10 protein-coding genes are annotated in these 14,121 nt (G+C 49.8%); 1 reads left to right on the plus strand and 9 read right to left on the minus strand.

The genetic code is table 11. From position 1 onward, the window contains the following. Nucleotides 1–51: 51 nt before the first annotated feature. The 8 genes from ileS to kynB form a co-directional block, all read right to left on the minus strand. The gene (gene ileS / locus E2I14_RS05905) at nucleotides 52–2,916 is read right to left on the minus strand and encodes an isoleucine--tRNA ligase (protein ID WP_133326403.1); all 2,865 of its coding nucleotides are present in this window, start codon (nucleotides 2,914–2,916) and stop codon (nucleotides 52–54) included. 87 nt (nucleotides 2,917–3,003) lie between these two features. Next, nucleotides 3,004–3,996, minus strand: coding sequence for a bifunctional riboflavin kinase/FAD synthetase (locus E2I14_RS05910; protein ID WP_133326405.1), 993 nt, complete (start codon nucleotides 3,994–3,996; stop codon nucleotides 3,004–3,006). Nucleotides 3,997–4,263: 267 nt separating this feature from the next. After that, on the minus strand, nucleotides 4,264–4,695 hold the full coding sequence (locus E2I14_RS05915) for a YidB family protein (protein WP_133326407.1): 432 nt from the start codon (nucleotides 4,693–4,695) through the stop codon (nucleotides 4,264–4,266). 133 nt (nucleotides 4,696–4,828) lie between these two features. Beyond that, nucleotides 4,829–5,551 carry a 16S rRNA (uracil(1498)-N(3))-methyltransferase gene (locus E2I14_RS05920; RefSeq protein WP_133326409.1) on the minus strand — a complete coding sequence of 241 codons (723 nt, stop codon included), beginning with the start codon at nucleotides 5,549–5,551 and terminating at the stop codon, nucleotides 4,829–4,831. Between the two features lie 299 nt (nucleotides 5,552–5,850). Further along, complete coding sequence (locus E2I14_RS05925) at nucleotides 5,851–7,911, minus strand: M13 family metallopeptidase (protein WP_133326411.1); 2,061 nt, start codon at nucleotides 7,909–7,911, stop codon at nucleotides 5,851–5,853. A gap of 723 nt (nucleotides 7,912–8,634) precedes the next feature. Further along, nucleotides 8,635–9,474 (minus strand): tryptophan 2,3-dioxygenase, encoded by an 840-nt coding sequence (kynA, locus tag E2I14_RS05930; RefSeq protein ID WP_133326413.1) that lies wholly within the window; start codon nucleotides 9,472–9,474, stop codon nucleotides 8,635–8,637. Between the two features lie 28 nt (nucleotides 9,475–9,502). Then, entirely contained in the window at nucleotides 9,503–10,747 is a 1,245-nt protein-coding gene (kynU, locus tag E2I14_RS05935; protein WP_133326415.1) for a kynureninase, read from the minus strand. Between the two features lie 30 nt (nucleotides 10,748–10,777). Next, the gene (gene kynB / locus E2I14_RS05940) at nucleotides 10,778–11,404 is read right to left on the minus strand and encodes an arylformamidase (protein WP_133326417.1); all 627 of its coding nucleotides are present in this window, start codon (nucleotides 11,402–11,404) and stop codon (nucleotides 10,778–10,780) included. Nucleotides 11,405–11,565: 161 nt separating this feature from the next. Between kynB and E2I14_RS05945 the strand changes: the two genes are divergently transcribed. Continuing rightward, nucleotides 11,566–12,045 (plus strand): Lrp/AsnC family transcriptional regulator, encoded by a 480-nt coding sequence (locus tag E2I14_RS05945; RefSeq protein ID WP_133326419.1) that lies wholly within the window; start codon nucleotides 11,566–11,568, stop codon nucleotides 12,043–12,045. 118 nt (nucleotides 12,046–12,163) lie between these two features. Here the strand turns inward: E2I14_RS05945 and E2I14_RS05950 are convergent, their stop codons facing one another. Continuing rightward, on the minus strand, nucleotides 12,164–14,044 hold the full coding sequence (locus E2I14_RS05950) for a S53 family peptidase (RefSeq protein WP_133326421.1): 1,881 nt from the start codon (nucleotides 14,042–14,044) through the stop codon (nucleotides 12,164–12,166). Nucleotides 14,045–14,121 lie beyond the last annotated feature (77 nt).

Below are 14,121 nucleotides of genomic sequence, written 5' to 3' on the forward strand. Positions count from 1 at the left end.
GTTAATCAAATCTGCGATGGATTACCAAGCGCAGATTATTTCCATTCATGCTTAAGCAAATTGACGTGCTTCGCCTTGTCCAAATAAATTATCGTCGCAGCGCTTGCATAAACCCGGATGCGCCGGATTGATGCCAACGTCCGCACGATAATGCCAGCAGCGTTCGCATTTCTTCTCAGTGGATGCGGTGACGGCGACGCCTTCTTCTTCGGTCGAATTCACCAGCGCCACTTTCGCGCTCGAAGTGATGAAGATGAATTTTAAATCATCGCCCAAGCTGGTCAGCAAGGTGTATTTCGGCTGCGATGCGCGCAAGGTTAAGTCGGCTTGCAAAGACGCGCCGATTGCACCCGAGACACGCACTTCTTCGAGCTGTTTGGTGACGTCTGTGCGAATCGTGCGCAACTCGCTGTACTTGGCCAGCAACGATTCGGCGTCGGCTACTTCTGGTAGGACGTAAAACAATTGCGTGAAGATCGTTTCATCGCTGGCTTTGAATTCGTCGCCACTGGCAAAGAACTTCCACGCTTCTTCGGCGGTGAAGGATAAGGTCGGTGCCATCAAACGCAACAAGGATTGGGTGATGTACCACAATGCGCTTTGCGCCGAGCGACGGGCGTGCGAATTGGTGCCGCTGGTGTACAAGCGATCTTTCAGAATATCCAAATAGAAGCCGCCCAAATCTTCTGAGCAGAAGCTTTGTAATTTAGCGATCACGGGATGGAATTCAAATTGCTCGAAATGCGCTAAAACATCGCTTTGCAATGCTTGCATATTGGCCACGGCGTAGCGATCAATTTCCAACATATCGGCCACGGCAACCATGTCTTTATTGGCGTCAAAATCAGAGGTGTTGGCTAACAAGAAGCGCAAGGTGTTGCGAATGCGGCGATACGATTCGGTTACGCGTTTTAAGATTTCGTCCGAGATCGTGATTTCGCTGGTGTAGTCCGACGAGGCCACCCACAAGCGCAAAATGTCCGCGCCCAAGGTATTAAAAATCGTTTGCGGTTCGACGCCATTGCCCAACGATTTTGACATCTTGCGACCTTCGCCATCGACCACAAAACCGTGTGTGAGCAAGGCTTTGTAAGGTGCGCGACCATTTAACATGCTTGAAGTGAGCAGCGAAGAATGGAACCAACCGCGATGCTGATCGGAGCCTTCTAAATACAAATCGGCAGGGAAGCTCGCTGGGTGCGAACCGCGCAATACTGTTTGATGGGTACAACCAGAATCGAACCACACGTCGAGCGTGTCGCGGTTCTTGACATACATATCCGCTTCGTCGCCCAATAGATCGGCTGGCTCGATACTTTGCCACGCTTCGATACCTTCTTTTTCAACGCGCTGAGCGATTAATTCTAATAATTCGCTAGTACGTGGATGCAATTGGCCGGTTTCTTTGTGCAAGAAAAACGCCATCGGCACGCCCCATTGACGTTGACGCGACAAGGTCCAGTCCGGACGATTTGCGATCATGCCTTCTAAGCGCGCTTTACCCCAGCTTGGGAAAAACTGAGTCGCTTCAACGCCAGCCAATGCGGTTTCGCGCAACGTTGGGCCACCGTCCTTGGGCGTGACATCCATACGCGCAAACCATTGCGACGTGGCGCGATAGACGATTGGTGTTTTGTGACGCCAGCAGTGCATGTAGCTGTGCTCAAACATGACCAATTTAAATAAGGTTCCCGCTTCTTTAAGTTTGTCGCAAATCGGCTTGGACGCTTCCCAAATTGTCATGCCACCAAAAAACGGCAACCACGACGCGTATTTACCATCGCCCATTACCGGGCTGATGATGTCGTCGTCCTTCATGCCATGCGCTTTGCAGGAGTTGTAATCTTCGATACCGTAAGCAGGGGCGGAGTGCACCACACCGGTTCCGCTATCGATGGTGACGTATTCACCTAGATACACTGGCGAGACGCGATCGTAGCCCGGATCCAAGGCGGCTAAAGGATGTTTGAATTCGATCAACGATAAAGCGCTACCCAAGCAAGTCGCTAAAATTTCGCCCTCTAAGCCGTAATTTTTCAGGCACGTTTCCACCAAATCATTCGCCAAAATTAACAAGGTCGGCACGCCATCGCGTACCGTTTGGACTAAGGCATAGGTGATTTCGGGGTGCATGTTTAACGCTTGGTTGGACGGGATAGTCCAAGGCGTCGTAGTCCAGATGACGCAGTAGCCGTGCTGTAAAGGTAGTTTGTCTAGACCGAATGCGGCGGCGATTTTATCGTGCTGTAAAAACGGGAAACCAACGTCGATCGATGGATCGCGCTTGTCTTGGTATTCGACTTCCGCTTCCGCTAACGCGGAGCCACAATCAAAACACCAGTTGACCGGTTTCAAACCGCGGTACACATAGCCTTTATCGAGAATGGTACCCAAGGCGCGGATTTCATCGGCCTCGTTACCAAACGCCATGGTTTTGTAGGGATTATCCCACTCGCCTAAAACACCTAAGCGTTTGAAGTCGATTTTTTGTTTTTCGATTTGCGAATCCGCGTAAGTACGCGCTTTGCTTTGTACTTCGGCGACGGGCAAATGTTTGCCAAACATTTTTTCGATCTGGATTTCAATCGGCATGCCGTGGCAATCCCAGCCAGGTACATAGGGCGCATCAAAGCCGGCCAATGTGCGCGCTTTGACGATCATGTCTTTGAGAATTTTGTTAACCGCGTGGCCCAAGTGAATTTCACCGTTGGCGTACGGAGGACCATCATGCAGAACGAAGCTCGGGCGGCCTTTAGCGGCTTTGCGAATGCGTTGATAAATTTGTTTTTCTTGCCATTCTTTAACCCATTGCGGTTCGCGCTTGGCTAAGTCACCGCGCATGGGAAATGGGGTTTCCGTCATGTTGACCGGATAGGCTGATTTTGGCGCTTTATCTTTAGACTTTTCGTTAGACATAGGATTCTCTGGAGCTTTTTTAAATAGGGTGAAATTCAAACAGGTTGCGCCAATCGAAGCGCTGTTTATGATGCTTTAGTTTGAGTTTCAAATTCGGTCGGTCGCTGAATTGGTGCGCAGCGGAGTTGCCGAGATTTGGCGTTCATGAAAATAGTTACGCGCCTGTGCCGCATCGTTATCAATCGCATTGGTCATGCTGATTAAATCGGGGAATTTTTGTTCGCCACGAATTTTTTGTAAAAACTCGATTTGCACTAATTTGCCGTAGCACTGCTGGTTGTAATCAAAAATATGCGTCTCTAATAACACGCGCCCCGCATCTTCCACGGTGGGGCGATTACCGATAGAAGCCACCGCTGGCAATGGATGTTTTTCAAGGCCATGTACTTGCACCACAAACACGCCATGCACCGCTGGGTGTTGATGCGCCACGCGCACATTTAATGTTGGGTAGCCTATCGTGCGGCCTAATTTTTGCCCATGTACCACGCGTCCGGTGATCGAGTACGAGTGACCGAGCAACGCTTGCGCTTGCTGGAAATCACCGTCTGCTAGCGCTTGGCGCACCGCCGAGGACGAAATGCGCAGTCCTTCGTGATTCACAGTCGGCAGGGTTTCAACGCTAAAACCGTATTGTTGGCCAGCTTGTTTTAACAAGGCGATATTGCCTGCGCGTTTAGCGCCAAAACAAAAATCCTCGCCAACCATGAGCCATTTAACATGCAAGCCATCGACGAGAATTTTTTTGATGAAATCGTCAGGCGATTGATTGGCAAACGTGTCGTTAAAGTGCTCAACGATCACATGATCAATGCCAGCGTCGTTCATCGCGTTCATGTTGTCGCGCAAATTGGCAATACGGCTTGGTGCTTTGCTTGGGTCGCCAGCGCGATGGGCAAAAAATTCGCGTGGATGTGGCTCAAATGTCATCACGGATGCCGTTAGATTTAAGCGGTCTGCGGCATGGCGCACCTCAGCCAGCAGGGCTTGATGACCAAGATGAACGCCGTCAAAGTTGCCGATGGTGAGCGCACATGGGCTAGCTGGGATAGCGTGGGAGATTCCGCGAAATACCTTCATTCGAGCTTAATAGGAAATGATGCAAAGTGGTCGATTATAAAGGTTTTCGGACTAATTCTTATTGGAGATTAGGGCTTGCTCAGTGGTTTTTATCGAGAACGGGACACGAAATCACATGAAATCGTCGCTTTTTGAAGAATTTGGCCGAATTTTGACTATTTTTTGCTGATTTTAAGGGCTAGCGTGGGCGATTGTGTTGAGCTGGCTTGGTTCAATCCAAGCATCAACCAGTCAACCACGCTGCTATTGGCTAGCCCTTATGGGAATTTACGCCTTGTTTTGGCCCATAAATTGACCGAGCATTCCCGCCAAGCCGCTTAGACCACCAGCGGAACCGCCATTTTGACTAAACTTTTCTATGATTCCAGGCAACATTTCAGCCAAATGTCCAGCCACTTGATCGTGCGGTAAACCGGCTGTTTCGGCCAATTGTTGCAAAATCCCGTTGCTGCCCAAAGCAGCTTGAATTTGTTCGCCCGTGACCGGCAAGTTTTCGCCGTTTCCCGCCCATGAAGCAACATGGTCAGCTAAGCCAGAACTTTGTAATGTGCTAATCAAGGTTTGCATGCCGCCCGCAACGCCACCTTCGTGGTTAGTCATCATTGCAATCGCGGCTTGCATGACGGCCGTTTTTGGATCGGCGCTTGGATCAGCATTATTGCCGCTTAACATGCTCAGTGCAGAATCGAGGAGTCCCATGGTGTTTCCTTTTGCTAGGTTGGGTAGAAAAATCAGGAAGTGAACGTTAAAGCTAAAACGCCAAAACTGTAAATCAAAATCACCCTGAAATTACGCCATGTAACAATAATTTAATATTGCGACCAGCGGTCGGCTATCCGCCCCACAAGGCAGTAATCGAAGCGAGTGCCGCCAAGCCAGCGGTTTCGGTGCGCAGCACGCGGCTTCCCATTGATAACGGAATCGCGCCGTGCTGCAATGCAAGTTGCTCTTCTTGCTCGCTAAAGCCGCCTTCCGGCCCGATCATAATGGTCAGCGCCTGCGCAGGGTGATGCTTGACCCAATCGGCTAAAGAATGCTCGGCTCGTGGGCTTAAAAATAAGCGCTTATGCATGTCTTGTTGTGCTATCCACTGTTTAAAGTCGCTGACTTCGCCCAATTGTGCCAAACGATTGCGCCCGCATTGTTCGCTCGCGGACTCGATCACGCCTTGCCAATGCAGACGGCGCTTTTCTGCTCGCTCGCCGGATAAGCGCATCACGCAGCGCTGGGCGGCTAAGGGTTGAATCCCTGCCGCACCGAGTTCAATGGCTTTTTCGATAATCCAATCCATTTTGCTCGATTCTGGCAAGGCTTGGGCCAGCGTGATGGCGTAGGGAAGTTCAACCTCGGAAGAATCAAATGTTTTGACCTCGGCGGCGGCGCGTTTTTTGTCAATCGACGTCAAGCTAGCCACATACGAGCCGCCGGTGCCGTTAAACAGCACTATCGTGTCGCCGGGATTAAGGCGCAGCACGTGGCAATGGTGGGCGACGGTATCGGGCAAAGTGACTTGCTCACCGATGGCGAGTGGTAGTGGGTAGAAAAAGCGCGGCATTGGGGAAATTGGTTGGGCGGATGAAGTGGTTATGCTAAACCAAGTGGGGGAGGGAAGATAGGGGATTTGATGTTGTTGGGGCTTTGGGTATCTTGGTTTTATTTGGTTGGTCAATGGTGGCGCTTGATTAACCGGTGGATTTGCTTGGTCGTGCTGTTGGCTTGATGATAGTGATTACTTTTAGTGCGTGTTAGGTTTAGGGGCTGAGTAGCCCTTGTGTCCTGATTGGAACACAAGGGCTAACCCGATCTACTAAGCGACAAAAGTCTTACAGCAGGCAACGAATATGAGATGAATAATTACCAAACACGTACTCGTGCATTCGGTGCTAAATACAATTTCTCTCCTGCCTGCACATCAAACGCGCCATACCAAGCGTCTAAATTACGCACCGTGTAAATACGGAATGCATCCGGCGCGTGTTCGTTGGTGGTGATTTGGCGGCGTAAGGCTTCCTCACGCTCGACGCCGCGCCAGCTCTCGGCATAGGCCAAGAAAAACTCTTGGTCCAAACGCTTGTCGGTCGCCGCGTCCTGTTTGCCAGCCGCTTTGTGGAAGGCGTCGTAAGCGACATTTAAACCGGCTAAGTCGGCAATATTTTCGCCCAAGGTTTGTTGCCCGTTGATTGCTAAATCAGGGAAAGGGCGATAGGCGGAATACTGCGCCACTAAGGCTTTAGCGGATTTTTTGAAATGGCTGAAATCGGATTTTTGCCACCAGTTGCGCAACTCACCTTTGGAATCAAACTGCGCGCCGGAATCGTCGAAGCTGTGGCTGATTTCATGGCCAATCGTCGCGCCAATCGAGCCATAATTGGCCGCGTCTGACGCGTTAATGTCAAAGTATGGCGCTTGCAAAATCGCTGCTGGGAAATTGATCGCGTTTTGCATTGGCATATTCACCGCGTTAATTTCTTGCGCCACCATGCACCATTGCGCGACATCGACTGGCTTGCCTAATTTTGCCAACGCTTGTTGATAGGTATAGATTTGCGCCCGATCCACATTGCCAAAAGCATCGTCCGCTTTAATCTCCAAACCGGAAAAATCACGCCATTTATCGGGATAACCAACGCCCACATACATCGTTTTGAGTTTGGCTTGTGCTTCGGCCTTGGTGCTTGGTGCCATCCAATCAAGCGTGGCAATGCGCGCGCTAAATGCATCCAATAAGTTCGTCACCAAAGCGCGTACCTTAGCTTTGGCTTCGGGTGAAAAATGTTTGGCGACATACATTTTTCCCAGCGCATCACCGAGCGCGGCGTTCACCATTTGAATCGCGCGACGATTGCGCGGCTCTTGTTCTGGCGTGCCGGATAACGTCGTGCCGTAGAAGGCAAACTTTTGATCCGAGAACGCCTTTGGTAACACCGAAGCGCGGGTGTTAATGGCGTGGAAGCGCAGATAATCTTGCCAGTCGGCCAGCGGTACGGAGGCAACTAAAGCCGCTTCGCCTTTGACCGCGGTTGGGTGCCAAATGATGAACGATTCTTGGTTGGATAATCCAGCAGCGGCAAAGTAATTGGCCCAATCCAAGCCAGCAGCTTTCTTGCTGAAATCGGCTTGGGTCCAGCTATTGTCGGCTTTTAACACGTTAGAAGTATCTTCACGCGGCGCGTGGGTTTGGGCGATTTTGTGCTCTAGCTTGATGACTCGCCTGGCAGCGTTGTCGGCATCGGGCACGTCCGCTAATTTGAGCATTGCAGCGACATGCGCGTGATACTTAGCACGCAGCTCGACCATTTTGGGATTTTTGGATAAGTAGTATTCCCGATCCGGCAAACCGATACCGCCTTGCATAAAGTAAGCGGTGTACTTGCTATTGTCGTGGAAGCCTTGCGCTATCCACATACCGAATAAATTTTCAGTCCACACATTGGTCGCATTGATCGGATCAACGTCGGCGCGTAAGTTGGCCCCTAAGTAGGTCGATAAATCCGCTTTGGTTTTGAGCGCTGCAATGCTGTCCATGCGCGCTTTGAGCGGCGCAGTACCAGCTTTCTCAATGGCTGCTTGGTCCATGTAGGCGGTGTAATAATCCCCAACTTTGCGTTCCTCACTGCCCGGCGCTGCTTGGGTGGCAGTTTGGATTAAGGCGTCCAATTGCTTATTGGTGCGCTCGTTAATTTCACCAAAAATTCCCCAGCCACTTTGGTCCGCCGGTATCACGGCTTTTTTCTGCCAGCCGCCGTTGGCGTAGGCGTTGAAGTCATTACCCGGCTTGACGCTGGTGTCCATCCCGTCAATTTGGAAGCTGTTAGTTGTGCTGGTGTTTGATGCTGTTTGCTGTGCTTGGGTGGGCAGCGCTATGAGCGACGCAGCGGCGAGCAGGGCACATAGGGCTAGGGGTTTTAGGTTCAATTTTGTCTCCTTGGGTTGCGGATTTGGATTTGGGGGTTTCTTTTGGAAAATTGGAATTGAGGGGGATTTTGAGGTTGTTGGGGGGAAAGTGCAAATTATTCTTTCGGGGCAGCGGGGCGGAGATTGTTTGTTGATTTTTAAATAAATTACTTGCTTGGTTGTTTTTGTACTTGGGGTCGGGGGTAGCCCGACGGCTACTCACTTTTTTGTCTCGCCAAAAAAGGTAACCCAAAAAAGGCGACCACGGTATTTCGGAAACCCTGAAAAATTAGGTTCAAAAATGGGAAAGGAGTGAAACTCGCTGCGCTCAATCAGCACTCCTTTCTGATCCATTTTTAAGCCTAATTTTCCAGCCGAAATACAGTGGATTAAGGTCAACAAACATCATTGATTCAAGGATTTCGCTTGGTTACATTGGGTGTCTTTGACTTTGTGTTTTGATGCGTATAAAGAATGCAAGAATTTGGTGCTGAAAAAGTCGGAGTTTCAGCGACGGCTGGGTCGCCTTTTTTTGCTTATTTTTTGGCGAGACAAAAAAAGTGAGCTGTCGGTGATGCGTGGGTTTCGATTGGCATGCCAATCGCGCGCGCAACGCTGTTCGCATGCGGGTGAATACTCCCTCCCTATTGGGACACAGGGTCTACCCGTGACCTGCAAACTCAAATAATTAGCAAAGGTAAATAAACATCACTGCAACAAGAAATATCCAAACAGCTAAAAACCTCACAACTCTGTTCGTAAAGCGAACAACTCAGGAAACAAAACCACATCCAACATTTTCCTCAAATAACTAACCCCAGCCGTTCCCCCAGTGCCTGTTTTAAATCCAATAATCCGCTCCACCGTAGTCACATGCCGGAAGCGCCAAATTCGGAACGCTGTTTCCAAATCCACTAACTTCTCCGCCAATTCATACAAAACCCAATGCTGTTCGGGCGCTTGATAAACCTGCGTCCAAGCGGCTTGAACCGAAGCGTTGGCTTCGACTGGTAGGCGCCAATCGCGTTGCAAACGCGCTGCATCGATGGCTAAACCTTCTCGTGCCATTAACAAAATCGCCTCGTCATAAATCGACGGTGAACTTAATGCCGCCGCGAGTTTGGCGTGGTTTTCTGGTTCGGTTTCATGCACCTTCATCAGGGTTGCGTTTTTATTGCCTAATAAGAATTCCAACTCCCGATATTGGTACGATTGAAAGCCAGAGGATTGTCCTAAATAAGGGCGAATTGCGGTGTATTCGGACGGCGTCATGGTGGCCAGCACGTCCCACGCATGCACTAACTGATCCATGATTCTGGCTACGCGCGAGAGCATTTTAAAGGCGGGTGGTAAATCGCCCGATTGGAGTTGCGTGCGCACGGCGCGCAATTCGTGCAGCATTAATTTAATCCACAATTCGCTCGTTTGATGCTGCACGATGAAGAGCATTTCGTTGTGGTTTGGTGAGCGCGGATGTTGGGCGGTGAGTATTTGCCCTAGGCCTAAATAATCGCCGTAGCTCATATCTTTGCTGAAATCTAATTTGGCATCATGCCAAGTGCTGGGTTTGGTTTGGTCAGTCATGGTGGTGGCTTAGTTGGATGGATTCAAATTAGGTCACTGCGTTGCGCGGTGCGTGAATCTCATAATCGTTGTTATCCAAAATATGTTTGAGTGCTTGCACCGCATTCCACACGTCCATGTAGCTGGTGTAGAGCGGCGTAAATCCAAATCGGGCGACTTGCGGTTCGCGGTAGTCGCCGATGACGCCGCGTTTGATTAAGGCTTGAATAATTGGGTAGGCATGGGGATGCATGTAACTAACGTGACTGCCGCGTTTGGCGTGCTCGGTTGGTGTGACTAAGCTCAAGCCATGGGTACCGCATTCTTGCGCTACCAAAGCGATGAATAGGTCAGTAAGTGCTAACGATTTGCCGCGTACTGCGTTGATATTGGTTTGTTCGAAGGTCGATAAACCGACTTCCACCAAGGCTAAGGAAACAATCGGTTGCGTGCCGCACAGAGCGCGTCGGATTGTCTTGGTGGGAGTGAATTCGGCTTGCATGGCAAACGGTGCATTGTGTCCCCACCAGCCTGATAGTGGATGGGTGAAGGCGGTTTGATGGCGTTCTGCGATCCAAATAAATGCTGGTGCGCCGGGGCCGCCGTTTAAGTATTTGTAGGTGCAACCAACGGCGAAATCGGCGTTGCATCCATTTAAATCAATCGGCACCGCGCCAGCGGAATGGCATAAATCCCAGATGGTTAGCACATCGTGTTTATGCGCATGCGCGGTGAGTGCTTGCATGTCTAGCAGCTCGCCGGTACGGTAGTTGACTTGGGTCAGCAACACCAAGGCGGTGTCGTCGTTGATGGCCGTGTAGAGTTCTTCCGTGGTGTCAATCAATTGCAACTGATAGCCTTGGTTTAGCCACTCGGTGATCCCTTGGATCATGTACAAATCGGTGGGGAAATTAATCCGCTCGGTGACGATGACTTTGCGCTGCGGATGTTTTTCTGCTTGGATTTTTAATCCTGCGGCTAAGGTTTTGAACAGATTGATTGAGGTGCTATCGGTCAATACCACTTCGGACGATTTCGCGCCGATTAAGGGTGCCAATAAATCGCCTAAACGCGATGGCAGATCAAACCAGCCAGCGCTGTTCCAACTGCCAATTAATTTGTCGCCCCATTCTTGCTCAATCACTTGCTGCGCCCGCTGGATGGCGGCTTTGGGCTGCGCGCCTAGTGAATTGCCATCTAAATAAATTACATTCGGCGGCAGATTAAATTGCTCTCGGATGGGGGCGAGCGGATCTTGTTGATCCAGTTGCTGGCAAGTGGCTTGGGTAATCATGGGGATTCCGATAAAAAGTAACTAACAATATTAAGCAAGGCTGCGCAGAATCGCGCGCACTGGGCTGGCGTCCAAGCCGGCTAATTTGAGCGGCAGGGCGATTAACTCGTAATCTCCCGCTGGCACGTTATCTAAGACGATTCCTTCCAAAATTGCCATGCCGTGTGATTCCACTGCATGGTGCGCGTCCAAGGTCTTTGATTCTTGTGGATCAAGCGAAGGGCTATCAATTCCAATCAGTTTAACGCCCGCTTGTGCTAACAAATGTATGGCGTCCGCCGCGATGCAGGGGAAATTGCTGTCCCATTGCATTGGCGTTTGGCTGTAGGTGCGGATTAAGACCCGCGCTGGGACATTGGCTAGGTGCGGCTTGAGCTGTTCAGCTTGGATTAAGCGGGTGCCTTGCAAATCAATCACTCGGCAAGGGCCGATATACGTATTCAATTCAACTTCATCGATGGCTTTGCCGTTAACCCCGTAATGCGAAGGGGCATCGCAATGGGCGCCGGTGTGGGTGGACATGGTGATTTTGCTGACCTTCACTGGGCAGCCATCGGCGATTTCCCACGTAGTGTCGGACTGAAAAGGCGTGTCACCCGGCCAGACGGGCAGTGCGGCATGAACTAAGGGGCTGATGTCCCAGATTATTGTGCTCATCGGTAGCGCTCGAAATAAGGTCAAAAGTTAAGCTGCGGATGCATAAATAGCAAACTAATTTTATTCTAATTTAGCTAAATTTTCCTTGCATATTGACGTAATGTTTGCCATAACTATAGAACAAGCTGTCAATTTAACAGGGATATTTGGAGAAATGTGTCATGGAGCTAGATAAAACCGATTTCGCGATTTTGCGCTACTTACAAGAAGATGGTCGCATCAACAACTCTGATTTAGCCGATAAGATTTTTCTATCGGCGTCCTCCTGTTTGCGCCGCGTCCGTGCCTTGGAAGAGGCCGGCATCATCGCTGGCTACCGCGCTGTTTTGGACGGCAATGCAGTTGGGCTAGAAGTCGATGCCTTTGTGCAGGTGACTATGCGCCGCGATGTGGAACAGTGGCATGAGAACTTTAGTAAAGAAGTGCAGCAATGGCCAGAAGTAGTTGGCTGTTTCATCATTACTGGGGAAGCTAATTATCTGTTACGGGTGCGGGCGCGAAATCTTAAGCACTATTCTGCATTTATTATGGATCGCTTGTACAAGACCTTAGGCGTGTTGGATATTCGCTCGAACATTGTTTTGCAAATGTTAAAAGATACCCACGTGATTGATTCGGCATTGATGAAAAATCACGATTAAAGAAGTAATCCAAACCGACAATACTTGTTAGTAAAATAAATTTAGGGCCAACAGCACGCAAATGCTGTTGGCCCTAATCACTTTATGACCAAATAATAACGTTTAAGTTGGCTTAACCTTAATCGTCATCACCCCAATCATCGTCGCTAATGCCAAACGAACGCGCCAAATTGTTGACGTTCAACGCGCCAATTCCTGAGGCTGGGTTGTAGCCTTGGGTTGCTTGCCAATACAGATTGTCTCCAGAAGTAATCGCCGTAAATGGAGAATTTTTAGCATAGCCGTATTGTAAGAAACGAGCATACAACTGCGGATTCAAGTGGCCTAAACGTGAATGGCTGTGCTGTGAGACCAACGCAGCAATACCATTTAATTGCGGCGCGACGAAGCTAGTTCCGCCGTAACCTTGCAGCCAGCCACCACTGACATAAACCAAATAGCCCGTATCTGGATCAGCGTTGAGCGACACATCCGGTACGTTACGACCTGCGTAACCGGCTGGGGCATCGAATAAATCAGAAGGTGTGTAGGCTGAGCAAACTAAGGATTGACCTGCTGCGCTGACTTGGGTGCCGGGAACATTTTTCTGATACTTTGGAAGATCAAAGTTCAAGCTAACGCCACCGCCACCGCCAACGGGGAACAGGTAGGTGTAATAAACACTTGGGGAAAAATAGTTTTGCAAATAATCCCAACCCCAAGGGCGGTCTTTAGGGATAGTCAACGTCGTGCCGTTTTGGAATTGCAATACCGACGCCAAGGTCAAACCACCTGCTGCGACCACATACGGATCGCTTGCAGGCGAATCCACGGTCAGAAGTTGACTGCATCCCGGATAAGCAAACGGACCTTGGTTATTGTTAATGTCGTAAGCACCTTCATCACCAGAAGCCGCAAACACGCTGATACCTTGTGCTGCTAACTCCAAGAAAGCTTGATGCTGACCAGCCATGACTTCTGGTGTTTGGGCGATTTCAGGCGAGCCCCAGCTTACTGACAAGGTATCGACTTTGTTGTCCGCCGCGGCTTTAAAGAATACGTCCATAAAGCCCGAATCCGTATTGGGCGCGTCATACACAATCACTTTTGCCGCCGGAGCTAAGCCACCAGATTGTTCTACGTCTAGCGTGGTTTCGTCCGCGCCATTTGTGCCCGCGCCTCCGTCGATGTGAATTTGTTTGATTCTATTTGGTTTGACTTTTAAACCAATGCTGCTCCAGTAAGTATAGGCATCGTTCGGATCAAAGGTCGCTAAGGTGGCAATCCCAATTGTTCTGCCTTGACCGTAGAAATGATGTTTATACAAAGGAGTGACGTTGTACAAGCTCGCCACGTCTTGCACAGTAAATAAACCAGGTGCATTGGTGGTGCCGGATTGGTTGATTAACTTGGCATTGACAATCGCTGCTTGGGATGATTTCGCCGCAGCGGCTGGCAATTGGCGGGACCTTGGATGGGCGTGTTCTCTGCCGTTGAGCCCAGTCACTGCGAGCACCACGTCGGAAATTTCACCCGGAACAGTCACAGGAACACTGGGTTTGCTGTAGATCGTATTTTTTTCGCTGTAGTTGTGCAGTTGTGTATTAAAAAATTGATTGAACTGCGCGGTCGTGCCAGTGGCGCGAATGACCATGTGGTTTTTATACACTTCATTGACCGTAATGCCGAGCGCACTGAGCGATTTCTTTACACGTCGAATATCGGCGTGGCTTGGCGCATAGCGTTCGGTAAATTCTTCAACCGACAAAAACTGACGATACTCGTCGCTGTTTGGGTTGACTGTGCGTGCGATAAATCTCTCTAGTTTATCGACATCGTGCAATTGCAAAACGATCGAAACTGTTTGTGGCGCATCGACGGCGGTTGCACCTAAATCTTGAACGGCTGCTGTGGCCGCAAAAGCGGCTGACGAACTTAAAGCACCTGCAAATAAAACGGACACTAATGTCGCCATTGGTTTCATCGTTAGCTTAGCGACGGATTTAGTTCTAAATATCATTTGAAGCTCTCCCCGGATTGGATTTTTGTCGAGTCAATTGTTAGCAATGGATAATTGCGAAATTGATCTTATGGGAG

The sequence above is a fragment of the Sapientia aquatica genome (genome assembly GCF_004358105.1).
Taxonomy (GTDB): Bacteria; Pseudomonadota; Gammaproteobacteria; order Burkholderiales; family Burkholderiaceae_D; genus Solimicrobium; species Solimicrobium aquaticum.